Source organism: Demequina aurantiaca (assembly GCF_050598105.1).
GTDB lineage: Bacteria > Actinomycetota > Actinomycetes > Actinomycetales > Demequinaceae > Demequina > Demequina aurantiaca_A.
The window spans coordinates 1,835,951-1,859,890 of sequence record NZ_CP192436.1 but is presented as its reverse complement, the minus strand read 5'-3'; the positions used below and the strand labels follow the sequence as shown (position 1 = coordinate 1,859,890).

The window sequence follows — 23,940 nt, the reverse complement described above, 5'->3', positions numbered from 1 at the left end:
CCGCGCCTTCAGGAGGAATTGATGCCCGAGAACAGTGAACTGGTCCCGGGGGTCGATTCCTCGGATAAGGCGCGGCGCGTTTTGCTTAAGCTGAGCGGCGAGATGTTCGGCGGCGGGGCGGTTGGCCTCGACCCCGACGTCATCTCGCGCGTCGCACACGAGGTGGCCGATGCGGCAAAACAGGGCATCGAGATCGGCATCGTCGTGGGAGGGGGGAACTTCTTCCGTGGCGCCGAGCTGTCGCAGCGAGGTATGGAGCGTGCCCGCGCCGACTACATGGGCATGCTGGGCACCGTGATGAATGCCCTCGCCCTGCAGGACTTCCTCGAACAGGCGGGGGTCGACACGCGTGTCCAGACCGCCATCACCATGGGCCAGGTCGCGGAGCCGTACATTCCTCGTCGCGCGATGCGCCACATGGAGAAGGGTCGGGTAGTCATCTTCGGCGCCGGCGCAGGTATGCCCTACTTCTCCACCGACACGGTCTCGGTACAGCGCGCGCTAGAGACTCGTTGCACCGAGGTGCTCATGGGCAAGCACGGCGTGGACGCGGTGTACACCGCGGACCCGCGCCTCGACCCCACCGCGAAGCGCCTGGAGCACGTGACGTACGCAGACGCCCTCCAGCAGGGACTCAAGGTCATGGACGCGGCCGCCTTCAGCCTGTGCAGTGAAAACAACCTGCCAATGATGGTATTCGGCCTAGAAGAGCCCGGAAATGTGACTCGCGCCCTCTTGGGTGAGAGAATCGGCACCCTGGTCACGGCGTAGCGCCGCGGCCCCTTAAGGAGACAACTGTGATTGACGAGATCCTCCTCGACGTCGAGGACAACATGGACAAGGCCGTCGAGATCGCGAAGGACAACTTCGCGAGCATTCGTACGGGTCAGGCCTCGGCTGCGATGTTCGCGAACATCACGGTCGACTACTACGGCGCGCCCACCGCTCTACAGCAACTCGCCTCCATCAGCGTGCCCGAGGCTCGCACCGTCTTGATCGCGCCGTACGACGTTGGCGCCAAGAAGGAGATCGAGAAGGCGCTACGCAACTCGGATTTGGGCGTCAACCCTTCCGACGACGGCAACGTCCTGCGCATCAACATGCCGCAGCTCACCGCTGAGCGCCGCCGCGACTATGTGAAGTTGGCCAAGGTCAAGGCCGAGGACTCCCGCGTCACGCTGCGCAACATGCGCCGCAAGGGCAAGGACCTGATCGACGCGGCCGTGAAGGACGGCGACGTTGGTGAGGACGACGGCTCACGCGGCGAGAAGGAACTCGACATCCTGACCAAGAAGCACGTCGAAGTGATCGACTCGCTTCTCTCCCACAAGGAGCGCGAACTGCTCGAGGTGTAACGCCCGAGGACTCGCACACCTACGACATGAAGTGGATCAGACGCCGAGGCTCGGCGCCCGAGCAGGACTTGGGTTCCGTGCCCACCCCGCAGTTGCCGCACTTCGTGCCGGTGACCGCGCAGGCGACCGAGCACGCGCCCGAGTCTGACCTGTCTACGTGGGCCGAAGACGACGTCGCGGACCCAATCGTGCCGGACACCATCGCCCCGGAGACGCCTCGTGTCGAGCCGTTTAACGAGTTAGGCGAGGCGGTCTTCGACTACTCGGAGACCATCCCGCTAGCCACCCCCCGCAAGGGCCGGAACATGTGGGCCGCCTCCTCGGTGGGCATGCTGTTGCTCGTGGTGACGCTGGCCGCTGCCTGGTACGACCCGCGCCTGCTCGGTATTTTGCTCTACTCGTTCCTGTTTGCCGGCGTATTCGAGTGGCGCAACGCGCTGCGCAAGCAGGGTCAGCGATTGTCGCTGGTGCCGATCGGTGTCGCGACCTACGGCATGGGTATCGCCACCTGGTACGGCGCGGAGCGCGGACCGGGTGCCGCCGAGGGGCTGGTCGTGGCCATGCTCGTCGGTTGTGCCGGGCTGGTCGCGTGGCGAGTCGTCGACGAGCGGATAGAGAACACGTTCGCCGAGGCGGTCGGGAGCATCTTCGCGCTGATGTGGATCCCGTTCCTGGGGTCCTTCGTGATGCTGCTCGAGATGTCCGACAACGGCTGGCAGCGCGTCGTTATTCTGATCGTGGCCGTCGCGGGCAACGACACGGGCGGGCTTTTCAGCGGGATGGCATTCGGCAAGCACAAGCTCGCGCCCCGAGTGAGCCCCAAGAAGACCTGGGAAGGCGCGATGGGTGGCGTCGCGCTCGCCATCGTTTCCGCCGGGGTTGCTTCTTACTTCTTATTTGACGGACAATGGTGGATTGGCGTGGCCGTAGGCCTCGCCGCGGCCGTCGCCTCGATCATCGGCGACCTGGCCGAGTCTGCGCTGAAGCGCGACATGGACGTCAAGGACATGAGCGGGTTCATCCCGGGTCATGGCGGCATCCTTGACCGGATCGATTCGTTGTTAGTTGCTGGCCCCGCGGTGTACGTGGTGTTCGCCATATTGTTTTAGTGAGGACCACATGACCAACCCCCCTGTGTTGCAGATGGCAGCGCCCAAGCGCGGCAAGGCACCGCGCCACTTCGCGGATCTCAGCCCCGAGGACCGCGTCGAGGCGCTTAAGGAAATCGGCCAGCCGGGCTACCGGGCCAAGCAGTTGGCGGCCCACTATTACAGTCACCTCACCACCGCGCCCGATGACATGACAGATCTGCCTGCAGGAGTGCGGGAGGAGATCGCCACGGCGATGTTCCCCACCCTCATGACGCCGGTCCGCACGCTCGAGGCTGACGGCGGAGAGACGGTGAAGACGCTCTGGGCGCTCCACGACAACGTCAAGGTCGAGTCCGTGCTCATGAAGTACCCTGAGCGCGCGACGCTGTGCGTCACGAGCCAGGCAGGCTGCGGCATGGCCTGCCCGTTCTGCGCGACCGGTCAGATGGGGCTTACCCGGAACCTCTCGTCGGCGGAGATCATCGAGCAGGTCCGCCTGGCGGCGCGTGCCTCACGTGACGGCTCGCTGGGCGAGCCGGTGCGCCTGTCCAACGTGGTGTTCATGGGAATGGGCGAGCCGCTCGCGAACTACAAGGCCGTCATGGAGACCGTCCGCGCGTTGGTCGCCCCCGAGCCCAACGGCTTCGGCCTGTCCGCCCGCCACGTCACGGTGTCGACCGTCGGCCTGGTGCCCGCTATCGACAAGCTCACCAAGGAGGGCATCCCCGTGACGCTCGCGGTGAGCCTGCACGCAGCGGACGACGAGCTACGCAACGAGATCGTTCCTATCAACACGCGCTGGAGCGTCGACGAGACCCTCGACGCCGCGTACCGCTACTACGCCGCCACCGGTCGCCGAGTGAGCATCGAGTACGCGCTGATCCGCGAGATGAACGACCAGGGCTGGCGCGCCGACCTGTTGGCCGAGAAGCTCAAGGCGCGCGGCGATGGCTGGGTGCACGTCAACCCCATCCCGCTGAACCCGACCCCGGGTTCAATCTGGACCGCGTCAGATCCGGCAGTCGAGAGGGAATTCGTGCGTCGCCTGCGTGCTCACGGAATTCCGACGACTATCAGGGATACTCGTGGAAGCGACATTGACGGCGCTTGCGGTCAGCTGGCCATCAAGGAGAACGAATGACGGACCTCTTTCCCCGTACGAACAAGTTGCGTTTGGGGTACAAGACGGAGCAGGTGGCGGAGTTTTTTGACCAGGCCCGCCTGGCGTACGAGCGCCCGGGCAGTCCCGATCCCGAGGTCTCGCCTCTGGATGTGCGGCGCGCGGCGTTCGATCTCAAGCACGGCGGCTACTCCACGGCCGCAGTCGACGCGGCGCTGGATCGCCTGGAGCTAGCGTTCTCGACGCGCACGCGCGACATCTTTGTGCGCGCCAACGGCCAGGACGAGTGGATGAAGAACCTCGCGGAGCGCGCCCAGGTGCTGTACCCGCGCCTGCGGCGTCCGGCAGGTGCGCGTTTCGATCACCCCGCGACCTTCAAGCGCGGCTACGACGTGCGCCAGGTGGACGCCATCATGGCTCGCATCACGGCATTTTTCGACACCGGTCAGCCGCTCGTGGCCGACGAGCTGCGGGCGGTCGCCTTCGGCTCCAAGACGGGCAAGCGCGCGTACGACGAGCGCACGGTCGATGCCTTCCTGGCCCGCACGGTAGACATCCTGCTGGGCGTCATCCCCGCATGACCTCCCGCACCGTCGCGCTTCTGGGTTCGACCGGCTCGATCGGCACCCAGGCCATCGACGTCATCGAGCGCAATCGCGACAGGTTCGACGTGGTCGCCATCGCGGCGGGCGGACGCGACGCCGATGCGGTGATATCCCAGGCTCGCGCGCTCGACGTACGCATGGTCGCCGTAGCCGATGCCGCGGCAGCCGAGCGCATCGCGGCGGCCTTGCCAGGCGTCGAGGTGGTGTCAGGGGCCGATGGCGTCGTCGCCGCGGCGGGCATCGGCGCCGACGTGGTGCTCAACGGCATGACGGGCTCGGTGGGACTGCGGCCCACGCTGGCGGCCCTCGAGGCCGGCAGCACGCTCGCCCTCGCGAACAAGGAGTCCCTGGTCGCCGGGGGAGCGCTGGTCAACGCGGCCAAGCAGCGCCCCGATCAGATCGTGCCCGTCGACTCGGAGCACTCGGCCCTGGCGCAGGCGCTACTCGGCGGCACGCACGCGGACGTCAAGCGCCTGGTCGTGACCGCATCGGGCGGCGCCTTCCGTGGCAAGACGCGCGCGGAGCTCAGCGACGTGACGCCGGCCCAGGCGCTCAAGCATCCCAACTGGGACATGGGCCCGGTGGTCACCATCAACTCCGCGTCAATGATGAACAAGGCTCTCGAGGTGATCGAGGCGCACCTGCTCTTCGACATCCCGATGGAGCGCATTGACGTGGTGGTTCACGCGCAGTCAATCGTCCACTCGATGGTCGAGTTCGTGGACGGCTCGACGCTGGCGCAGGTGTCCCCGCCTGACATGCGCCTACCCATCGCCCTGGGGCTGTCATGGCCGCAGCGGGTGCCCGGCGCCATCGGCGGCATGGACTGGACCCAGGCCCAGCAGTGGACGTTCGAGCCCCTAGATGAGGAAGCGTTCCCCGCGATCCGGGTCGCGCGCGCGGCCGTCGCCGAGTCCGCGCTGCACCCGGCGGTCTTTAACGCCGCGAACGAGGAGTGCGTCGCAGCCTTCGTTGCCGGAAAGTTGCCCTTCCTCGGGATCGTTGACACGGTGCGAAGCGTTGTCGAAAAGTACGAGGCGCCCACCCAGATTTCGCTCGAGGCCGTGGACGCCGCCGAGTCGTGGGCGCGAGCCCGCGCCGCCGCGGTCATCGCGGCGCTAGCTTAAATCAAGTAGAGGACACACATGTTGCAGGTCGTAGGCATCTTGGTGCTGCTGGTCGGATTGCTGATTTCGATCGGGCTCCACGAGATGGGCCACATGATCCCCGCCAAGAAGTTCGGCGTGCGGGTCAGCCAGTACTTCGTTGGCTTCGGCCCCACCCTGTGGTCCAAGCAGGGCAAGGAGACCGAGTACGGCATCAAGGCCATCCCGCTGGGCGGCTACGTGAAGCTCGTGGGCATGATTCCCCCGGAGGAGGCAGTCAGGCCCCTCAAGGTCAAGGGCCGCATCGCCGAGCTGATCGGCGACTCGCGCGCCGCCTCCACGGAGGAGGTCCTGCCGGGCGAGGACTACCGCGCCTTCTACCACCTGGCGTGGTGGAAGAAGGTCATCGTCATGTTCGGCGGACCCTTCGTCAACCTGATTCTGGCGCTGCTGCTGTTCTCCGCGGTATTGGTCGGCATCGGCACCCCCACCGCGACCCTGACCGTCAACGAGACCGTGCAGTGCGTGCCCGCGGTCGGCTCTGCTCAGTGCGAGCCCGGCGACCCGCTGTCGCCGGCGGCCGCAGCCGGACTCGAACCAGGCGACCAGATCACGGCCATTGACGGCCTGGCCGTCACCGAGTGGCCCGAACTCACCGAGTACGTCGCCGCACACCCCGGCGACACGATGCCGCTCGAGGTCATCCGCGACGGACAGACCGAGACCCTCACCGTGACCCCGACGCCGCGCGAACGCGCCGTGACGGACGCCGATGGCGCGGTCGTGTTGGACGACGCGGGCGCCATCGAGACCGAGACAGTCGGCTACCTGGGTGTCGCGCCCGAGGTCGAGAACGTTCCCCAGGGCATCGGCGCGGGAGCCGCGCTGACGTGGGACTACCTGGGCAAGACCTTCAACGTGGTCTTCCACCTGCCGCAGAACCTTTATCACGTGACCCTCGCGACGCTCGGTCAGGAGGACCGCAGCACCGAGTCCGTGATCGGCGTCGTGGGCGTGGGTCGCATCGCGAGCGACGTCGCCTCGGCGGACGTCGAGGGCTACGGGCTCACCGAGAAGATCGCGGACATGCTGATGCTGCTGGGCGGACTTAACCTCGCCCTGTTCGTGTTCAACATGATCCCGCTCGTGCCGCTGGACGGCGGGCACATCGCCTCGGCCATCTGGCAGGCCATCAAGAATGGCTGGGCGCGCGTGCGGTCGCTGCCCAAGCCCCGGCCGGTAGACGTCGCGCGCATGATGCCGCTCGCGTACGGGGTCTTTGGCCTGCTGCTGGTCATGGGAGTGATCCTGATCGTGGCAGACATCGTCGCGCCTGTCAGCATCGTCTAGACCGACCGGGGGATACCTCGGACTTAGGACTGCGTGGCGGTCGCCGAGGTCTCTACCTCGACACCGAGCTCGGCGAGCAGGGCGCGCACGCGACGCTCGATGTCGTCGCGCACGGGGCGGACGTTCTCGATGCTGTTGCCGGGGGGTGCCTGGAGTTCCCAGTCGAGGTAACGCTTGCCGGGGTACACGGGGCAGGCGTCGCCGCAGCCCATGGTGACGATGACATCGGCCGCGCGCAGTGTCTCCTCGGTCCATGGCTTGGGGAACTCGCCGGTGATGTCGATGCCGACCTCGGTCATCGCCTCGACCGAGTACTTGTTGAGCGAGTTGCCGGGCTCGGAGCCACCCGACCAGGCGATCGCGCGGTCGCCCGCGAGCTTCTCGAAGAAGCCCAGCGCCATCTGGGACTTGCCCGCATTGTGGACACACAGGAACAGCACCACCGGCTTGCCGTCGTTGACGAAGCCCTCGACACGGCTGAATGCTTGCAGTCGCTGGCGCGCGAATCGCTCGGCCAGCAACGGGAGGTAGTTGGTGAACTTCGCGTTGCCGGCGAACTGGTCGTACGAGCTGGCGAGGAAGTGTTCGATGGTCTCGCGACCAAAGATGCCGTCGAAGTGATCCTCCAGGCGCGCGGCGGCGGTCTTGAGGGCGTGGGTCTGGTCGATCGTGAGGGTGTGCTCGCGATACAGAGGGTCGGTCATGGCGCTATCCAATCGTGAGGGCGTCGGCGAGGCGCGCGACGCGGGGGTTAATGGTGTTGAGAGCGGTGGTGAAGTCGGCGGGGCCGCCCGCCGCGGGGTCCGGGATGGACCAATGCAGGTCAATATGCGCGCGCCCGAGTTCCTCGAAGGCCTGGTCGCACACCGCGATGACGATGTCGCCCTCGCGCAGGATGTCCTGCGCCTGCTGCGGCGCGGTGCCGAGCGGCGCGAGGCCCCGCTCGGCGAGCGCGGCCTCGGCCAGCGGGTGGACGCGCGCGGCGGGCACGGTGCCCGCGGAGGTGACGGGGACATCGGTGTGGCGCGCGAACAGGCTGGCCGCGAACTGGGAGCGCGCGGAGTTCGCCGAGCAGACGAAGACCACGCGCGTGCCGCCCGGGGAGCGGCCGTGGGCCGCGGTCGCGGCGACGATGGGGTTGTCCCACGCGAGCGTGAAGTACGAGCGCCGGGCGTCGCCGTCCGAGCGGCGGCGGCGCACCACCCCGGACTTCTCCAGCGAGGACAGGTGATGGGCCAGGAGGCTGGGCTGTTGGCCCGTGCGGGCGCTCAGTTCCGTGGGGGAGAGGTCGTCCAGCGCGAGGGCGTCGACTATCTCAAGGCGGTGGGGCTCGGCGAGGGCGGCGAGCACCCCGATTCGATTTAGTTCAACCATGATTGAAACAATATCAGATGGCCGGGAGTGAGGCGGTCCCGGCCTACAGCGTGAGTCGGGAACAACCAACGCTGACAAGTGGTTGATACTAGAACTATGACTGCAATCGGACTCGGAATGCCGGCCATGCCGCCGGAGACGCTCTCCCCGCGCAAGAAGACGCGCAAGATCAAGGTAGGCACGGTAGACGTGGGGGGCGACGCGCCCGTCAGCGTGCAGTCGATGACCACCACCAAGACCACCGACATCAACGCGACGCTGCAACAGATCGCGGAGCTCACGGCCTCCGGATGCGACATCGTGCGCGTGGCGTGCCCCACCCAGGACGACGCGGACGCGCTGCCCGCGATCGCCAAGAAGTCGAACATCCCGGTGATCGCGGATATCCACTTCCAGCCCAAGTACGTTTTTGCCGCGATCGAGGCCGGCTGTGCCGCCGTGCGGGTTAACCCCGGCAACATCCGCCGCTTCGATGACCAGATCAAGGAGATCGCCCAGGCCGCCAAGGACCACGGCACCTCGATCCGCATCGGCGTCAACGCGGGCTCCCTTGACCCGCGCCTGCTCAAGAAGTACGGCAAGGCCACCCCCGAGGCTCTGGTCGAGTCCGCGGTGTGGGAGGCCAGCCTGTTCGAGGAGCACGACTTCCACGACTTCAAGATCTCCGTCAAGCACAACGACCCCGTGATCATGGTCAAGGCGTACGAGATGCTCTCTGAGCGCGGCGACTGGCCCCTGCACCTCGGCGTGACCGAGGCCGGGCCGGCGTTCCAGGGCACCATCAAGTCCGCCACCGCGTTTGGCGCACTTCTCAGCCAGGGCATCGGCGACACCATCCGTGTCTCGCTGTCCGCGCCTCCCGTCGAGGAGGTCAAGGTGGGCATCCAGATCCTCCAGAGCCTCAACCTGCGCCCGCGCAAGCTCGAGATAGTCTCGTGCCCGTCGTGCGGACGCGCGCAGGTTGACGTCTACGAGCTCGCGGAGAAGGTGACCGCCGGCCTTGAGGGCATGGAGGTGCCGCTGCGCGTCGCCGTGATGGGCTGCGTAGTGAATGGCCCGGGCGAGGCTCGCGAGGCAGACCTGGGCGTCGCATCGGGCAACGGCAAGGGCCAGATCTTCGTTAAGGGCGAGGTCATCAAGACCGTGCTCGAGAAGGACATCGTTGAGACCCTGATCGAGGAAGCGCTGAAGCTCGCCGAGACCATGGAGCCCGTCGAGGGAGCGTCACCGCAGGTGATGGCCGCTCGATGACCGAATCGCTGCTCAGGCGCGCGCAGCACACGCTCGCGCCCCTGCAGCGGCGTGACCTCGAGATGGCGCTCGAGTGGTGCGCGGCGGATCCCGTCGCTAACACGTTCCTCGCGATGCATTTGGAGACGGCACGACGCTCGGGCGGCCTCACCCCCTATCTGTGGGCGGTGAGGCGTCGCTCCGGGCGAGCGCTACCCGGCATGGGGCGCGAGACCATCGGCGTGATCTGGAACGGCGCGAACCTCACCGCGTTGATCCCCTCCGCCGACGACCCGGACACCGGTGACGACGTCCGCGCCGAGGTGGCCGCGGCCATGCTCGGCCGCCTCAACCGGCCCGCCGCCCTGGTGGGCCGCGCCGACCTCATCCTCGACATCTGGGGCCGGGTCGAGCCCTGGTGGGGGCCCGCGCGCGAGGTGAGGGCAAACCAGCTGTCGATGGCCCTGGCGACAAGCCCGCGTCACGTCGCCAGCGACGGCTCGGGTCTCGAGCTAGAGGCGGTGCGCCGGGCGACGATGCAGGATTACGACGAACTCCTGCCCGCCTCGGTTCACATGTTTCTAGGCGAGGTCGGCTACGACCCGATGAGCCACGGCCGGGCCGCGTACGAGGACCGGCTGCGCGCACTCATCCGTGCGGGGCACGCCTTCCTGCAATACGGCGAGGTGGACGGGCGTCGCCGGGTCCTTTTCAAGGCGGACGTGGGCGCCGTAGGCGGCAAGGTGGCGCAGGTGCAGGGCGTGTGGGTGCACCCCCAGGCGCGGGGCAGGGGACTGTCCAAGGCGGGCATGGCTGCGGTTGTCGAGGCCGTCCACGCATCGATCGCACCCACGGTGTCCCTGTACGTGAACGACTTCAACACCACCGCCATCGCGGGCTACCGCGCCGTGGGGTTCTCCCAGGTAGGAACGTTCGCCACCGTGATGTTCTAGGCGCCGGCCCCTCCTCACGGGTGGACGGGTCCCCAGTGGCGCGCGAGCGCTGCGCGGTCCGGTCGCGCGGGCGGCATCGGCCCACACGTGTGCGCCAGTAGGATTGCGAGCATGTTGCGCATGTCTACTCTGTTCCTTCGTACCCTTCGTGAAGACCCGGCCGAGGCCGAGGTCGCGTCACACAAGCTGCTCGTACGCGCGGGTTACATCCGCCGCGCCGCGCCGGGCATCTACACGTGGCTGCCCCTTGGGCTGCGCGTGCTCGCCAAGGTTGAGGCGGTCGTGCGCGAGGAGATGGAGGCCGCGGGGGCGCAGGAAGTGCACTTCCCCGCGCTGCTTCCCAAGGAGCCGTACGAGATCACGGGACGCTGGGACGAGTACGGCCCCAACCTGTTCCGCCTCAAGGACCGCAAGGGTTCCGACATGCTGCTCGCGCCCACGCACGAGGAGATGTTCACGCTGCTGGTCAAGGACCTGTACAACTCGTACAAGGACCTGCCGCTGACGATCTTCCAGATCCAGAATAAGTACCGCGACGAGGCCCGCCCCCGCGCGGGGCTCCTGCGCGGCCGCGAATTCATCATGAAGGACGCGTACAGCTTCGACATCGACGATGCCGGGCTTGAGGCCTCCTACCAGGCGCAGCGCGAGGCCTACGTGCGGATCTTCGAACGCCTGGGGCTCGAGTACGTCATCGTCACCGCCACGTCCGGCGCCATGGGCGGGTCCAAGTCCGAGGAGTTCCTCAGCCCCACCCCGATCGGCGAGGACACGTATGTCCGCTCCGCGGGGGGCTACGCGGCAAACGTCGAGGCCGTCACGACGCCTATTCCCGACTCGCTCGACATCGCCGACGCTCCTGCGGCCCACGTCGAGGACACCCCCGACACCCCGACCATCGACTCGCTTGTTGCTGCAGCAAACGCTGCGCACCCGCGCGCCGACCGTCCCTGGACGGCCGCCGACACCCTGAAGAACGTCGTCATCGCAGCCACCAACCCCGCTGGGGAACGCGGGCTACTGGTGGTGGGACTTCCCGGAGACCGCGCGGTCGACATGACCCGCCTCGAGGCGGCCCTCGCACCTGCGACCGTTGAGCCCGCGACCGAGGAGGACCTCAAGAAGCGTCCCGAGTTGGTCAAGGGCTACATCGGTCCTGGCGCGCTCGGACCGCAGGCGCGACCCGCGGACGTCGAATTCCTGTCCAAGGACGACTCGACCATCCCGTACATGCTCGACCCCCGCATCGTCCCCGGAACGCGCTGGATCACCGGCGCCGATGCCCCGGGCAAGCACGTCTTCGACCTCACCATGGGTAGGGACTTTGTGGGCGACGGCACGATCGAGGCCGCCGAGGTGCGCGCAGGCGACGAGGCCCCCGACGGCTCCGGACCGCTCGAGCTCGCGCGCGGCGTCGAGATCGGACACATCTTCCAGCTGGGCCGCAAGTACGCCCAGGCTCTCGACCTCAAGGTGCTGGACGTTAACGGCAAGCAGCAGGTCGTGACCATGGGCTCCTACGGCGTGGGAGTGACACGTGCACTCGCGCTGCTCGCGGAGAACAACAACGACGAGCTCGGCCTCAAGTGGCCGACGGCGTACGCGCCGTACCAGGTGCACGTGATCGCGGCGGGCAAGGACGACGCGGTGCACGACAAGGCCGAGGCAATCTCTCGCGCACTCGAGGCGCAGGGCATCGAGGTCTGCTACGACGACCGACCCAAGGTCTCCCCGGGAGTGAAGTTCAAGGACTCCGAGCTGATCGGCGCGCCGTACACCGTCGTGGTGGGACGCGGCCTCGCCGACGGCGAGATCGAGTTCAAGTCGCGTCGTGCAGGCACGAGCACGAGCCTGCCCGTGGGCGACGTGATCGACCACGTCGCCGCCGCGGTAAGGGCCGACCTGGCCTGAGTTTTGCTGTCCCGCCGGGCCTGGCGCTACTGCAGGCCCGGGAGCAGCGGGAACTGGTCGGGCGTGAATCCCGACTGACGCGCGCCAGCCGCGTATACGTCGAAGGCGGCGTTGAGGACCCATCCTCGATCGCTGCTCGGCACGCCGTCCAGCATGGTCGCGTACGTCGCGCCCAGGGCGAACTCCGCGTCGCGCGCGGTCGTCGCGCGAGAGGACTCCGTGTCCACGGCGACGGGGGGAATCGTGTAGGTGACCTGGCGGGGGTCCTCGCCGCCCGCCAGCGCCGCGAACTCGTCTGCGCGCGCCGCGTGGACATCGCGTCGGGCGAGCGCGTCGTCCCGCTCGGTGCCGGCCGATCGCGCGGCAATCACCTCGTAAAGAAAACGCGCCTCGTCGTGGGCGAGCGCCAAGTCGGCAAAGGTGGCGGGCACGAACGCGTCGCTCGACACCGGCGTGAAGTCGCTGCCCAGCACCACGGTCGTGGGCAGGACCAGCTCCGTCGCCCCGAGGGGGTCTGGCGCCGCGCTGACGGTCGGGACCGCGCTCGGGCTGGGGGTGGCCTCGCCGGTGACCTCGGGCTCTGCAGCGCCGGGCTGTGCCGCGTCCTCGGTCGCTCCAGGGCTGGCCGAGGCGCTCGGTTCGGGCGCCGCCGCCAGCTCGGAGTACTGCGCCCACCACAGCGCGAAGGCGTGAGTCAGGCCGATGCTGGACTGCAGCAGCGCGAGATTCTCGTCGGTCGTGCTTTGCGCGGTCTCGAGGGCCCCGTCGCGCGCCTGCGCCACCGCCTCGTCCAGCGAACCGACGAAGGGGGAGGGGGACAGCGTGGGGGAGGGCACGGCGACGTATACGCCGCCCAGTGCGGCCAGGTGCGCTGGCGCGGCGGGCGCTTCTATGGAGGCGAGGTTAGATGCCGAGAGAGCGTCGCTGGTTCCGGCACCCAGGGCGTCTATGATCTCCTGCTCTCGCAGTGCCGCGGCGTCGCGCTCGAGCGTCGCCTGGTGGGCGGAGGGATACGTGACCGGCTCCTGCGCGAGGGTCCACGAGCACCCGGAGACTCCCGCGACTAGCGCGCCCGCAATGAGCGCCGCGGTCCACGGGCGGACGGTAGAGTATGGGACTCGGCGGGCGTTCATGCTCGCCATCATGACACGCGCTAGGCCTGGGCTTAGAATGTGTCCTGACGAATTTAAGCAACGGAGCGCGCATGAGCGCGCGGGGAGGCGATGTTATGGACATCTCACGCCAGATTGCCGACCTAGCGACACCCGGAGCAGAAGCTGCCGGGTTGATCGTCGACGGGGTCGCCGTCGCACCGGCGGGCAAGCGCACACGTGTCACAATTACGCTCGATCTACCCGAGACTGAAGTGGGTTCCGCCAGCCTGGACGCGATCGCGGTAGCGTCGCGGGCCATCGGCGCGGCGCTCGACGAGGCAAACGTGCCCAAGAGCGAGTACACCCTCGAAGTCTCTACCCCGGGGACGGACCGCACGCTCACTGAGCGTCGCCACTTCATGCGCGCACGAACGCGCCTTGTCACGCTGGACCTCGCGGAGGGCGCGACGGCTTCCGGCCGCCTCGTCGACGTGACGGACGACTCCGTGGTGCTGGAGATCGCCGGCGAGCGCAGCAGCTTCGCGCTGGCGGACATCGCCGACGGACGCATCGAAGTCGAAATGAAGAAGATGAAGACCGCTAAGTTCGCAGAAGAGGATGCACCTGATGGACATTGATATGAGGGCCCTGGAGGGCCTCGAGAAGGAAAAGGACATCAAGCTCAGCGTCCTCATCGACGCGATTGAGCAGGCGTTGCTGTCGGCCTACCAAAAGACCCCCGGCGCCTATTCCCACGCACGGGCAAAGCTGGACCGCAGCACCGGAAAGGTCTCCGTCCTGGTCCGCGAGCCCAACCTCAACGAGGCCGGCGAGATGGTGGACCTGTCTCCCGAGTTCGACCACACTCCCGACGACTTTGGGCGCATCGCGACGTCCACCGCCCGCCAGGTGATCTTCCAGCGACTGCGTCAGGCCGGCGACGACGCAGTGCTGGGCGAGTACGCCGACAAGGAGGGCCACCTGGTCTCCGGCGTGATTCAGCAGAGCGCCGACCCGCGCAACGTGCACGTCGACATGGGTGACGTCGAGGGGCTGTTGCCCGCGCACGAGCAGGTCCCCACCGAGACGTACACGCACGGCGAGCGCCTGCGCGCCTTCGTGCTCGACGTGTCGCGCGGCATGAAGGGCCCCTCGATCACGCTGTCTCGCACCCACCCCGGTCTGGTGCGCAAGCTCTTTGAACTCGAGGTCCCCGAGATCGCCGACGGCACCGTCGAGATCATGAATATTGCCCGCGAGGCAGGCCACCGCACCAAGATGGCTGTTCGCGCCAACGTGGCGGGGGTCAATCCCAAGGGTGCCTGCATCGGCCCGATGGGCGCGCGAGTGCGCGCGGTCATGAGCGAACTGCACGGCGAGAAGATCGACATCGTGGACTGGGACGACGACCCCGCAACGTACGTGGGTAACGCGTTATCGCCCTCACGCGTCGTGTCAGTGACGGTCGTCGACCTCGAGGCTCGCGCGGCGCGAGTGATCGTCCCCGACTTCCACCTCTCGCTAGCGATCGGCAAGGAGGGGCAGAATGCCCGCCTGGCCGCTCGACTCACTGGCTGGCGCATCGACATCCGTTCGGACGAGGCCCCCGACGGCCCCGTCACACCCCCCGCGGAGGACGGCGAAACCGCCGACCTCGACACGCCGGGTGCGACACACTAGCGCGACCCGGTAGACTAATGACGCTGAGCAGCCAGGATTACGCGTCTCGCACCCCCGCATCGGACCACACCGGACCGGTACGAACGTGCGTCGGATGCAAAAAACTGGAAGCGCAGTCGGTCCTGATGCGAGTGGCATTGGACGGCAACCGTGTGGTTGCCGATCCGATCCGGTCGCTGCCTGGGCGAGGAGCGTGGCTGCACCGCAGCGACGATTGCCTCACCAAGGCGCTTCAGCGTCGAGCCTTCGGACGCGCATTGCGCGCCCCGCAGGCGGATGCCTCCGGCATCTCGCTAGAGCTTTAAGGATTGTGACCATGATGACCATCGATAGAACGGGACGAAAGCCCATGGCAACCCGATGAGTGCCTCACGATGACCACCCCGCAGTAACGATGGTTCGACCCTGTCTTGGTCGGACCAAGACAGGAGAATTGTGGCAAAGCCCCGCGTCCATGAGATCGCGAAAGAGCTCGGAGTATCGAGCAAGGACCTAATCGCTAAGCTCACCGAAATCGGTGAGTATGTGAAGGGTCCGTCTTCCACCCTTGAAGCGCCCGTAGTGCGCAAGGCCAAGGAGGCGTTCCCGGCACCGGCCGAGAAGCCTGCCGAGGCACCCAAGCCCGCCGCCAAGAAGCCGGCGGCACCCAAGCCCGCAGCCCCCAAGCCTGCCGCCCCTGAGGCGCCGGCCAAGGAGGAGGCACCCGCACCTGTTGACGCGCCCGCTCCGGCGGCGCCCAAGGCAGACAAGCCCGCAGCACCGGCAGCACCGGCCGCACCGGCCGATGCCGCAGCAAAGGCAGACACTCCCGCCGCCCCTGAGGCCAAGACAGACGCACCCACGCCCGGCGACATGCCGCGTCCTCGTCCTCGTCCAGGCGGAAACAACCCGTTCTCGGACAAGGCCGCAGGTCCGCGTCCTCGTCCTCGTCCGGGCGGAAACAACCCGTTCCAGGCGCCTCGCCCGCAGGGTCGCCCAGGTGGCGCACCAGGCGGTCGTCCTACGGCAGCTGGAGCACCCGCTCGCCCGGGCGCTCGTCCGACCCCAGGTCAGATGCCCGCACAGGCGCCTCGTGGTGGCCCAGGTGGCGCACCCGGTCGCGGTGGCCCCGGTGGAGCTGGTGGCGCACCCGGTCGTCCCGGCGGATTCGGCGGCCCCGGTGGCCGTCCGGCCGCTGGTGGTCGTGGACGCGGCGGTGGAACCGCAGGAGCATTCGGTCGTTCCGGTGGTAAGCCGGCACGCTCACGGAAGTCGAAGCGCGCGAAGCGGGCCGAATACGAGCAGAGTCAGGCGCCAGCCATCGGCGGCGTCAACATTCCTCGCGGTAACGGTGAGACGCTGATCCGTCTTCGCCGCGGCGCGACGCTTGCTGACTTTGCCGAGAAGATTGACGTCATTCCCGCGTCGCTCGTGACGGTGCTGTTCCACCTCGGTGAGATGGCTACCGCAACGCAGTCGCTCGACGAGGACACCTTTGCGACTCTTGGTTCCGAGCTGGGTTACAAGATCCAGATCGTGTCCCCGGAAGAGGAAGACCGCGAGCTGCTCGAGGACTTCAACATCGACATCGAGGCGGAACTCGAGGCCGAGGGCGACGACGTTCTCTTCGCTCGTCCTCCCGTCGTCACCGTCATGGGTCACGTCGACCACGGTAAGACGCGTCTACTCGACGCGATCCGTCACGCGGATGTCATTTCCGGTGAGGCCGGCGGCATCACGCAGCACATCGGCGCTTACCAGGTGCACCACGAGCACGAGGGCGTCGAGCGCGCCATCACCTTCATTGACACCCCGGGTCACGAGGCGTTCACCGCCATGCGTGCACGTGGTGCCAAGGTCACCGACATCGCGATCCTCGTGGTCGCGGCCGACGACGGCGTGATGCCTCAGACCATTGAGGCGCTCAACCACGCTCAGGCAGCCAACGTCCCGATCGTTGTCGCAGTGAACAAGGTGGATAAGGAAGGGGCTAACCCCGCAAAGATCCGCCAGCAGCTCACCGAATACAACTTGGTAGCCGAGGAGTACGGCGGAGACACGATGTTCGTCGACGTCTCCGCGACCAAGGGCATCAACATCGACGAGCTTCTCGAGGCCGTTCTGCTCACCGCAGACGCCGGTCTGGACCTGCGCGCCAACCCCAACAAGGACGCCCGCGGTGTTGCCGTCGAGGCGCACCTCGACAAGGGGCGCGGTGCCGTTGCGACGGTACTCGTGCAGTCCGGTACGTTGCGCATCGGCGACTCGATCGTGGCGGGTACGGCTCACGGCCGTGTGCGTGCCATGTTCGACGAGCACGACCAGCAGATCAAGGAAGCCCTCCCGGCCCGTCCCGTGCTCGTGATCGGACTCACGTCCGTTCCGGGCGCCGGCGACACGTTCCTGGTGGCTGACGACGACCGTACGGCGCGTCAGATTGCCGAGAAGCGCGAGACCGCCGAGCGCGCAGCTCAGCTTGCCAAGCGTCGCAAGCGCATCAGCCTCGAGGACTTCAACCAGGCCCTCGAAGATGGCAAGGTCGACACCCTCAACCTCATCATCAAGGGAGACGTTTCGGGTGCCGTCGAGGCCCTCGAGGACGCGCTCCTGCAGATCGATGTGGGCAAGGACGTCGACCTGCGCATCATCCACCGTGGTGTGGGTGCTGTCACGCAGAACGACGTCAACCTGGCGACCGTGGACTCCGCGATCATCATCGGTTTCAACGTGCGTCCCGCAGAGCGCGTTCAGGAACTCGCGGACCGCGAGGGCGTGGACATGCGCTTCTACTCGGTCATCTACCGCGCACTCGAGGACATTGAGGCATCGCTCAAGGGCATGCTCAAGCCTGAGTTCGAGGAGCAGCAGACCGGTGGCGCCGAGATCATGGAGATTTTCCGTTCCTCCAAGTTCGGAAATATCGCCGGTTGCTTGGTCCGCAAGGGCGCAATCCGCCGCAACGCCTCCGCTCGCGTCGTGCGAGCCGGAAACGTCATCGGCGAAGCCAAGATCGACACGCTGCGCCGTTTCAAGGACGACGCGACCGAGGTCAAGGACGGCTTCGAGTGCGGTATTGGCCTAGGCAAGTTCAACGACATCCAGGTCGGGGACGTCATTGAGACGTTCGAGATGGTGGAGATTCCGAGGACCTAATGGTTGACCACGCACGCGCACTCAAGCTCGCTGGCACGATTAAAAGGATCGTTGCCAGCGCGCTCGAGAACGACATTAAAGACCCCCGCTTGGGGTTCGTCACGGTGACCGATGTTCGAGTCACCGGCGACCTCCAGCAGGCGTCCGTCTTCTACACCGTCTTTGGCGGCGACGAGGAACGCGAGAACACCGCGGCGGCCCTGGCTTCGGCCAAGGGTCGCTTGCGGTCCCGCATGGGCTCGCAGTTGGGTATTCGCCTGACCCCGACGCTCGAGTTCCATCTAGACGCGGTGCCGGAGACTGCCGCCTCGCTCGCCAAGTCGCTCGAGGCCGCACGCCTGCGCGACGAGGAGGTCACTCGCATGCGCGAGGGCGCCAAGTACGCAGGCGAAGCGGACCCGTACAAGCACCCCGACGTCGAGTCCGATGACGATGACGAGGACGCCTAAGCCCGAGCCGGTTCCCGGCATCGTGGTGGTCGACAAGCCGCAAGGCTGGACCTCCCACGATGTCGTTGGCCGCATGCGCCGGCTCGCGCAGACCAAAAAGGTAGGTCACGCGGGCACGCTCGACCCCATGGCCACCGGCGTGCTGGTGATCGGGATCGGCAAGGCCACCAAGCTGCTGACCTACTTCGTGGGTCACGGCAAGTCCTACGACGGCACGATTCGCCTGGGCGAGTCCACCGTGACGGACGATGCCGAGGGCGACGTTCTCGAATCGGCGGACGCGTCCGTGGTGACCGACGCGCAGATCGCCGATGCCGTCGCGACCCTCACCGGCGACATTCAGCAGCAGCCCAGCGCGGTCAGCGCGATCAAGGTGGACGGTCAGCGCGCGTACAAGCGCGTGCGCGACGGCGAGGACGTGCAGCTTCCCTCCCGTCCGGTGACCGTGTCGCGATTCGACGTGCTCGACATTCGCCGCGACGGCACGCTCGTCGACATCGACGTGAGCCTCGACGTGTCCTCGGGCACCTACGTGCGGGCACTGGCGAGGGACCTGGGCGCGGCGCTGTCCGTCGGCGGCCACCTCACCGCCCTTCGCCGCACCGCGGTGGGGGACATTGACCTTTCCAGCGCGAAGACTCTTGACGAACTCGGCGCGTTGGTGGATGGTGGCCAACCGCTGCCGCTGCTACCGCTCGCGACCGCCGCGGCATCTGCCCTGCCCACCGTGACCATCGACGACCGCCAGGCGACCGCGCTCGGCTTCGGCCAACCCATCGAGGTCGGCGTCGAGCCGGTGACCGCGCCGGGAGTCCTCCCGCCCGCCGGTTCAGAGGTCGCCGCACTGACGTCCTCCGGAACCCTCGCCGCAATTCTGCGCCCGCGCCGCGGAAAACTATCCCCCGTGGTGGTGTTCGAAACGTCCACTACCGCTGAGACACCGACGGCCGTAGTCCCCGACTCCGAAGCGGAGTGATCTTGGGCGACAGGAGTTAGGCGACAATGGCAGACGTGACTGGCACCGACGCAACAAATCCCGGCTCAACGATGACGACGTGGCGGTCGCTTGCCGACATCCCGGCGTCGCTAGGCCCGGCCATCGTGACGCTAGGTAACTTCGACGGCGTCCACCTGGGGCATCAGGCGGTGCTCGAGCGCATGGTCGCGGACGCCCGCGCCCGAGGTCAGGTCGCGATTGCGATGACCTTCGACCCGCACCCCAAGGCGGTTCACGACCCGACGCACCCACCGGTGTTGATCACCGGCATGGATGACCGCCTCGAGCGCCTCGCCGCGACGGGCCTCGACGGCGTGCTCGTGGTGCGCTATACCCTCGACTTTGCCCAGCAGACCGCGGAGGAGTTCGTCCGCCGCTACCTGGTCGAGGGTCTCAAGGCGGCCACTGTGGTGGTGGGACAGGACACCCGGTTTGGGCGCGGCAACGCCGGCGACGTCGACACGATGCGCGAGCTGGGGCACAAGTTCGGCTTCGACGTAGAGGTCATCGACGACGCCTGCGCGGTGTCACAGTCGGGCCGACGCTGGTCCTCGACCTGGGTCCGCGAGCTCCTCGACGCGGGCGACCTGCCAGGGGCCGCCGACGTCCTCGGGCGAACGCACCGGCTGCGGGGGACTGTGATTCACGGGGACGCGCTCGGGCGGACCATCGGTTTTCCCACGGCGAACCTGGACGTCTCGGGCGGGATGATCCCGCGCCACGGCGTCTACGCTGGCAGGCTGACGGTGATCGACGCGCGCGCCAATTCCTTGGCGAAGCCGCTGGTCGGACTACCTATGAAGGCCGCGGTGAGCCTGGGGCACAACTACACGGTGGGCGGCAGCGATCTACGTGTCGAGGCGTTCGCGCTCGATGCCGAGGGCATCGACATCTACGACACCGAGGTGGCCCTGGACCTGGTTCAGTGGCGGCGGCCGATGCTGGACTTCGGCTCGCTCGAGGCGCTCACTGCGGCGCTGGACGAGGACGTCGCCTGGACTCGTGAATTGTTAAGCGAAGGTCACGATTCGTGTTAATTCGCTGTTAACCCAGGCATTCGGCACCTTTTGGGGGCTACAGTCTTTAGATGGACCAGCCCAATGATGGAAAGCTGCAGGGAGAGCACAAGCCCCTCGTGGTGCTCAAGAACGTAAACAAGCACTTCGGCGAGCTTCACGTGCTGCAGGACATCAACCTCACGGTCGGTGAGGGCGAGGTGGTGGTCGTGATCGGCCCGTCGGGCTCGGGAAAGTCCACGCTGTGCAGGGCGATCAACCGGCTCGAGACCATCGACGACGGTTCGATCACGCTCGACGGGGTGGAGGTTCCCGCTGAGGGCAAGGCACTAGCCAACCTGCGAGCCGACGTCGGCATGGTGTTCCAGTCTTTCAACCTCTTCGCGCACAAGACCATCCTCGAGAACGTCACCCTGGGACCCATCAAGGTCAAGGGAGTGAAGAAGGCGGAAGCCAAGGAGCGCGCTATGGCGCTGCTCGAGCGCGTGGGCATCGAGTCGCAGGCGGACAAGTTCCCCGCGCAACTGTCAGGTGGACAGCAGCAACGCGTCGCCATTGCTCGCTCACTCGCCATGCAGCCCAAGGTGATGCTGTTCGACGAGCCCACGTCGGCGCTAGACCCGGAAATGATCAACGAAGTCCTGGACGTCATGACCGACCTGGCGGCGGAGGGCATGACCATGATCGTCGTGACCCACGAGATGGGATTCGCGCGCAAGGCGGCCAACCGCGTCATCTTCATGGCCGACGGCCAGATTCTGGAAGAGGCCGAGCCGGAGGAGTTCTTCACGAACCCCCAGTCCGCGCGAGCCAAGGACTTCCTCTCCAAGATCCTTACCCACTAATTTGCACGCTGGCTCGGGAGACCCTCGGGCCAAAACAGAGGAGATCAAATGAACACCAAGATAAAGGTAGTGGCGCTGGCAGCGACCGCTGCGATCGCACTGTCCGCTTGTTCGTCCGATTCCGACGGCGGAGACGACGTTGACGCGTCCTCGTTCCCCGCGGGCTCCACGATGGCGACCCTTGCCGACGCGGGTGCCATCACCATCGGCACCAAGTTCGACCAGCCGCTGTTCGGCCTCAAGGCACCCAGCGGCGAGCCCGAGGGCTTCGACGTCGAGGTGGCCAAGATCATCGCGGGCGAGCTGGGCATCTCGGACGACAACATCACGTGGACCGAGACCGTCTCTGCCAACCGTGAGCCGTTCATTGAGGGTGGACAGGTCGACATGGTTGTCGCCACCTACACCATCAACGACGACCGCAAGGAGATCGTGTCGTTCGCGGGACCGTATTACAACGCGGGCCAGGCGATGATGGTGCTGTCCGACAACGAGGACATCGTGGGCCCCGAAGACATGGCAGGCAAGGTCGTCTGCTCCGTCGAGGGCTCCACTCCTGCGCAGAACGTCATGGATAACTATCCCGACGCCGAGCTCAAGCTCTTCGGTGCGTACACCGACTGCCTCCAGCCGCTACGCGACGGCACCGTCGACGTCGTGACCACTGACAACGTGATCCTCGCGGGCTACGTGTCCGAGTCGGACGGTGACTTCAAGGTTGCCGGCGACCCGTTCACCGAGGAGCCCTACGGCATCGGCGTCGGCCACGACGATGACGAGTTCCGTAGCTGGATCAACGACGTTCTCGAGGCCTCCTTCGAGGATGGAAGCTGGATCGACGCGTGGAACGAGACCGCAGGAACCGTGCTCCCCGAGCCGGTCACCCCGACGGTGGATCGCTACACCAACTCATAAGCAGTGAGGCCCTCGGTGCGTTCCCTCGTGAGGGAGCGCACCGAGGTCGCCTCATCGCCCGGCGGTTCTACCGCCCAGAAATGTACGTGATCCGGAGAGGACTATGGGAGCACTAATCGACAACGCCGACCTGGTGTGGGCGGCGTTCAAGATGACGTTGTGGCTGTCCGTATCCGCCGGCGTACTCTCCTTCATTTGGGGAGTCATGCTCGCCGGTTTCCGCGTGGGCCCCATCGCTCCGCTGCGTACCTTCGGCACCGTCTACGTCAACATCTTTCGAAACTCGCCGCTCACGCTGATCTTCCTCGTGATTCTCAACCTTTCGGTGCCGGTCTTCGGCCTTGGAATCGGGCTCGGCGTTCCCATGGCGATCATATCGCTGACCTTGTATACCTCCACCTTTGTGTGTGAAGTGGTGCGCTCCGGCATCAACGCCGTGGGCATCGGGCAGGCAGAGGCCGCCCGTTCACTCGGACTCTCCTTCTTCCAGACGCTCGGCGAGGTGGTGCTGCCGCAGGCGTTCCGCTCGGTCATTCCGCCGTTGATCAACGTCTACATCGCGCACGTCAAGAACACCTCCGTGGCAGCTGGCTTCGCAGTCTTCGAGCTCACCGCGTCCGCGCAGCGCATCGCCAACGGCAACCCGGGCGACGTCGTGGGCGTGTTTGCTGGCATCGGCCTGTGCTATCTCGTCATCACCATCCCCATGGGTCTCGCGAGTCAACGCATCGAGCGAAGGGTGGCGATCGCGCGATGAGTGCCGAGACTTCAGTCCTCTACGAGGCACCGGGCCCGCGCGCGAAGGCCCGAGACAAGATCTTCACCGTTGTCTTCACCCTGGTATTTCTCGCCTTGGCAGTGTGGGCCGCGTACACCGCCTACGGCAACGGCATCTTTGACGATCGCTGGGCTGTGCTGGTGGACCCCCCAGGCAAGTCCACCGCGCATGACGTGTGGTTCAATTCGCTGTTGATGAGTGGCATCTGGGGTACCCTCAAGCCGGTCCTCATTGCTATTCCGATCGCGCTGTTCCTCGCGCTGGTGCTGACAATCCTCAGGCAGACCCCGTTCTGGGTCGCGCGAGTCCCCGCGCGCGTCGTCACCGAGGTGTTCCGTGGCATTCCGGTGCTGCTCATCATGTACTTTGGTGTGCTCGCACTCAAGCTCGACCCGCTGTGGGCCGTGGTCCTTGGCCTCGTGGTCTACAACATGGCGGTGGTCGCGGAGATCCTGCGCGCGGGAATCGCCGCGCTGCCGAGTGGTCAGAGGGAGGCCGGGCTGAGCATCGGCCTGTCGCCGTTGCAGACGCTGCTGCGAATTGAGTTGCCCCAGGCCGTGCGGATCATGTTGCCCGCGCTAATCAGCCAGATTGTGGTGCTGCTCAAGGACTCGTCGCTCGGTTTCATCATCGGCTACTCCGAGCTGCTCAAGGCGGGCAAGGACAACTACAACTTCTTCAACGAGCCGAGCAAGGTCGTCTTCATCACCGTGGTCGGGGTGCTCTACATCATCATCAACATGTCCGTGTCTCGACTGGCCACCTACATTGAGGGCCGAATGCGCACCAAGAGCAAGACGGTTGCTGGGTTGGGCGTTGAGGCGAAGGCCGGTGCCGAGGGCGGAAACGTGAAGATGGCGATGGGTGGCCGCAACGCGGGTGATGGCGGGGCCGGGGGAGGGGGAGCGTAAGCTTCCACGCCCGATGTCTTAGAACACT

At 66.5% G+C, this 23,940-nt stretch carries 24 protein-coding genes; 21 read left to right on the top strand and 3 right to left on the bottom strand.

Going from position 1 to position 23,940, the window contains the following annotated elements:
* Positions 1-21: 21 nt before the first annotated feature.
* From pyrH to ACQU6B_RS08380, 7 genes are read left to right on the top strand one after another with little or no spacing between them, the layout of a single operon-like run.
* The gene (gene pyrH / locus ACQU6B_RS08410; protein WP_430867100.1) at positions 22-771 is read left to right on the top strand and encodes a UMP kinase; all 750 of its coding nucleotides are present in this window, start codon (positions 22-24) and stop codon (positions 769-771) included.
* A 26-nt stretch (positions 772-797) separates the two neighbouring features.
* Positions 798-1,355: a ribosome recycling factor gene (frr, locus tag ACQU6B_RS08405; protein WP_430867099.1), complete on the top strand. Its 558-nt coding sequence runs from the start codon at positions 798-800 to the stop codon at positions 1,353-1,355.
* Positions 1,356-1,381: 26 nt separating this feature from the next.
* Complete coding sequence (locus ACQU6B_RS08400; protein ID WP_430867098.1) at positions 1,382-2,464, top strand: phosphatidate cytidylyltransferase; 1,083 nt, start codon at positions 1,382-1,384, stop codon at positions 2,462-2,464.
* Positions 2,465-2,474: 10 nt separating this feature from the next.
* Positions 2,475-3,587, top strand: coding sequence for a 23S rRNA (adenine(2503)-C(2))-methyltransferase RlmN (rlmN, locus tag ACQU6B_RS08395; protein WP_430867097.1), 1,113 nt, complete (start codon positions 2,475-2,477; stop codon positions 3,585-3,587).
* Positions 3,584-4,147, top strand: a complete 564-nt coding sequence (locus tag ACQU6B_RS08390) for a DivIVA domain-containing protein (protein WP_430867096.1) — start codon at positions 3,584-3,586, stop codon at positions 4,145-4,147. Before rlmN ends, ACQU6B_RS08390 begins: the two co-directional genes overlap by 4 nt.
* Entirely contained in the window at positions 4,144-5,298 is a 1,155-nt protein-coding gene (dxr, locus tag ACQU6B_RS08385; protein ID WP_430867095.1) for a 1-deoxy-D-xylulose-5-phosphate reductoisomerase, read from the top strand. The genes ACQU6B_RS08390 and dxr overlap by 4 nt, the downstream gene beginning before the upstream one ends.
* A gap of 18 nt (positions 5,299-5,316) precedes the next feature.
* Complete coding sequence (locus tag ACQU6B_RS08380) at positions 5,317-6,627, top strand: M50 family metallopeptidase (protein ID WP_430867094.1); 1,311 nt, start codon at positions 5,317-5,319, stop codon at positions 6,625-6,627.
* Between the two features lie 23 nt (positions 6,628-6,650).
* On the opposite strand, the gene ACQU6B_RS08375 is transcribed toward ACQU6B_RS08380, so the two are convergent.
* Complete coding sequence (locus ACQU6B_RS08375; protein WP_430867093.1) at positions 6,651-7,331, bottom strand: arsenate reductase ArsC; 681 nt, start codon at positions 7,329-7,331, stop codon at positions 6,651-6,653.
* Between the two features lie 4 nt (positions 7,332-7,335).
* The gene (locus tag ACQU6B_RS08370) at positions 7,336-8,001 is read right to left on the bottom strand and encodes an ArsR family transcriptional regulator (protein WP_430867092.1); all 666 of its coding nucleotides are present in this window, start codon (positions 7,999-8,001) and stop codon (positions 7,336-7,338) included.
* Between the two features lie 96 nt (positions 8,002-8,097).
* Between ACQU6B_RS08370 and ispG the strand changes: the two genes are divergently transcribed.
* The 3 genes from ispG to ACQU6B_RS08355 all read left to right on the top strand — a co-directional run bounded on the left by ispG (position 8,098) and on the right by ACQU6B_RS08355 (position 12,095).
* Entirely contained in the window at positions 8,098-9,252 is a 1,155-nt protein-coding gene (gene ispG, locus ACQU6B_RS08365) for a flavodoxin-dependent (E)-4-hydroxy-3-methylbut-2-enyl-diphosphate synthase (protein ID WP_430867091.1), read from the top strand.
* Positions 9,249-10,184 carry a GNAT family N-acetyltransferase gene (locus ACQU6B_RS08360; protein WP_430867090.1) on the top strand — a complete coding sequence of 312 codons (936 nt, stop codon included), beginning with the start codon at positions 9,249-9,251 and terminating at the stop codon, positions 10,182-10,184. Before ispG ends, ACQU6B_RS08360 begins: the two co-directional genes overlap by 4 nt.
* A gap of 120 nt (positions 10,185-10,304) precedes the next feature.
* Entirely contained in the window at positions 10,305-12,095 is a 1,791-nt protein-coding gene (locus ACQU6B_RS08355) for a proline--tRNA ligase (protein ID WP_430867089.1), read from the top strand.
* A gap of 26 nt (positions 12,096-12,121) precedes the next feature.
* On the opposite strand, the gene ACQU6B_RS08350 is transcribed toward ACQU6B_RS08355, so the two are convergent.
* Entirely contained in the window at positions 12,122-13,228 is a 1,107-nt protein-coding gene (locus ACQU6B_RS08350; protein WP_430867088.1) for a hypothetical protein, read from the bottom strand.
* 95 nt (positions 13,229-13,323) lie between these two features.
* Between ACQU6B_RS08350 and rimP the strand changes: the two genes are divergently transcribed.
* From rimP to ACQU6B_RS08295, 11 genes are all read left to right on the top strand, one after another.
* Positions 13,324-13,827 (top strand): ribosome maturation factor RimP, encoded by a 504-nt coding sequence (gene rimP, locus ACQU6B_RS08345; RefSeq protein ID WP_430867087.1) that lies wholly within the window; start codon positions 13,324-13,326, stop codon positions 13,825-13,827.
* Positions 13,817-14,869, top strand: coding sequence for a transcription termination factor NusA (gene nusA / locus ACQU6B_RS08340; RefSeq protein ID WP_430867086.1), 1,053 nt, complete (start codon positions 13,817-13,819; stop codon positions 14,867-14,869). The genes rimP and nusA overlap by 11 nt, the downstream gene beginning before the upstream one ends.
* A gap of 17 nt (positions 14,870-14,886) precedes the next feature.
* Positions 14,887-15,174: a YlxR family protein gene (locus ACQU6B_RS08335; protein WP_430867085.1), complete on the top strand. Its 288-nt coding sequence runs from the start codon at positions 14,887-14,889 to the stop codon at positions 15,172-15,174.
* Positions 15,175-15,304: 130 nt separating this feature from the next.
* Positions 15,305-18,001: a translation initiation factor IF-2 gene (gene infB, locus ACQU6B_RS08330; RefSeq protein ID WP_430867084.1), complete on the top strand. Its 2,697-nt coding sequence runs from the start codon at positions 15,305-15,307 to the stop codon at positions 17,999-18,001.
* Positions 18,001-18,450 carry a 30S ribosome-binding factor RbfA gene (gene rbfA / locus ACQU6B_RS08325; RefSeq protein ID WP_430867083.1) on the top strand — a complete coding sequence of 150 codons (450 nt, stop codon included), beginning with the start codon at positions 18,001-18,003 and terminating at the stop codon, positions 18,448-18,450. The genes infB and rbfA overlap by 1 nt, the downstream gene beginning before the upstream one ends.
* Positions 18,434-19,426, top strand: coding sequence for a tRNA pseudouridine(55) synthase TruB (gene truB / locus ACQU6B_RS08320; RefSeq protein ID WP_430867082.1), 993 nt, complete (start codon positions 18,434-18,436; stop codon positions 19,424-19,426). Before rbfA ends, truB begins: the two co-directional genes overlap by 17 nt.
* A gap of 26 nt (positions 19,427-19,452) precedes the next feature.
* On the top strand, positions 19,453-20,484 hold the full coding sequence (locus tag ACQU6B_RS08315; protein WP_430867081.1) for a bifunctional riboflavin kinase/FAD synthetase: 1,032 nt from the start codon (positions 19,453-19,455) through the stop codon (positions 20,482-20,484).
* Positions 20,485-20,534: 50 nt separating this feature from the next.
* On the top strand, positions 20,535-21,308 hold the full coding sequence (locus ACQU6B_RS08310) for an amino acid ABC transporter ATP-binding protein (protein ID WP_430867080.1): 774 nt from the start codon (positions 20,535-20,537) through the stop codon (positions 21,306-21,308).
* A 48-nt stretch (positions 21,309-21,356) separates the two neighbouring features.
* The gene (locus tag ACQU6B_RS08305) at positions 21,357-22,223 is read left to right on the top strand and encodes a glutamate ABC transporter substrate-binding protein (protein WP_430867079.1); all 867 of its coding nucleotides are present in this window, start codon (positions 21,357-21,359) and stop codon (positions 22,221-22,223) included.
* Positions 22,224-22,326: 103 nt separating this feature from the next.
* Positions 22,327-22,980, top strand: a complete 654-nt coding sequence (locus ACQU6B_RS08300; RefSeq protein WP_430867078.1) for an amino acid ABC transporter permease — start codon at positions 22,327-22,329, stop codon at positions 22,978-22,980.
* Positions 22,977-23,912, top strand: coding sequence for an amino acid ABC transporter permease (locus tag ACQU6B_RS08295; protein WP_430867077.1), 936 nt, complete (start codon positions 22,977-22,979; stop codon positions 23,910-23,912). Before ACQU6B_RS08300 ends, ACQU6B_RS08295 begins: the two co-directional genes overlap by 4 nt.
* Positions 23,913-23,940: the final 28 nt, after the last annotated feature.

Bases quoted from the DNA above. Each gene is read 5' to 3' on its own strand.
- pyrH (WP_430867100.1), top strand. From the start codon at position 22: ATGCCCGAGAACAGTGAACTGGTCCCGGGGGTCGATTCCTCGGATAAG.
- ACQU6B_RS08400 (WP_430867098.1), top strand. From the start codon at position 1,382: ATGAAGTGGATCAGACGCCGAGGCTCGGCGCCCGAGCAGGACTTGGGT.
- rlmN (WP_430867097.1), top strand. From the start codon at position 2,475: ATGACCAACCCCCCTGTGTTGCAGATGGCAGCGCCCAAGCGCGGCAAG.
- ACQU6B_RS08390 (WP_430867096.1), top strand. From the start codon at position 3,584: ATGACGGACCTCTTTCCCCGTACGAACAAGTTGCGTTTGGGGTACAAG.
- dxr (WP_430867095.1), top strand. From the start codon at position 4,144: ATGACCTCCCGCACCGTCGCGCTTCTGGGTTCGACCGGCTCGATCGGC.
- ACQU6B_RS08380 (WP_430867094.1), top strand. From the start codon at position 5,317: ATGTTGCAGGTCGTAGGCATCTTGGTGCTGCTGGTCGGATTGCTGATT.
- ACQU6B_RS08375 (WP_430867093.1), bottom strand. From the start codon at position 7,331: ATGACCGACCCTCTGTATCGCGAGCACACCCTCACGATCGACCAGACC.
- ACQU6B_RS08370 (WP_430867092.1), bottom strand. From the start codon at position 8,001: ATGGTTGAACTAAATCGAATCGGGGTGCTCGCCGCCCTCGCCGAGCCC.
- ispG (WP_430867091.1), top strand. From the start codon at position 8,098: ATGACTGCAATCGGACTCGGAATGCCGGCCATGCCGCCGGAGACGCTC.
- ACQU6B_RS08360 (WP_430867090.1), top strand. From the start codon at position 9,249: ATGACCGAATCGCTGCTCAGGCGCGCGCAGCACACGCTCGCGCCCCTG.
- ACQU6B_RS08355 (WP_430867089.1), top strand. From the start codon at position 10,305: ATGTCTACTCTGTTCCTTCGTACCCTTCGTGAAGACCCGGCCGAGGCC.
- ACQU6B_RS08350 (WP_430867088.1), bottom strand. From the start codon at position 13,228: ATGAACGCCCGCCGAGTCCCATACTCTACCGTCCGCCCGTGGACCGCG.
- rimP (WP_430867087.1), top strand. From the start codon at position 13,324: ATGGACATCTCACGCCAGATTGCCGACCTAGCGACACCCGGAGCAGAA.
- nusA (WP_430867086.1), top strand. From the start codon at position 13,817: ATGGACATTGATATGAGGGCCCTGGAGGGCCTCGAGAAGGAAAAGGAC.
- ACQU6B_RS08335 (WP_430867085.1), top strand. From the start codon at position 14,887: ATGACGCTGAGCAGCCAGGATTACGCGTCTCGCACCCCCGCATCGGAC.
- rbfA (WP_430867083.1), top strand. From the start codon at position 18,001: ATGGTTGACCACGCACGCGCACTCAAGCTCGCTGGCACGATTAAAAGG.
- truB (WP_430867082.1), top strand. From the start codon at position 18,434: ATGACGAGGACGCCTAAGCCCGAGCCGGTTCCCGGCATCGTGGTGGTC.
- ACQU6B_RS08315 (WP_430867081.1), top strand. From the start codon at position 19,453: ATGGCAGACGTGACTGGCACCGACGCAACAAATCCCGGCTCAACGATG.
- ACQU6B_RS08310 (WP_430867080.1), top strand. From the start codon at position 20,535: ATGGACCAGCCCAATGATGGAAAGCTGCAGGGAGAGCACAAGCCCCTC.
- ACQU6B_RS08305 (WP_430867079.1), top strand. From the start codon at position 21,357: ATGAACACCAAGATAAAGGTAGTGGCGCTGGCAGCGACCGCTGCGATC.
- ACQU6B_RS08300 (WP_430867078.1), top strand. From the start codon at position 22,327: ATGGGAGCACTAATCGACAACGCCGACCTGGTGTGGGCGGCGTTCAAG.
- ACQU6B_RS08295 (WP_430867077.1), top strand. From the start codon at position 22,977: ATGAGTGCCGAGACTTCAGTCCTCTACGAGGCACCGGGCCCGCGCGCG.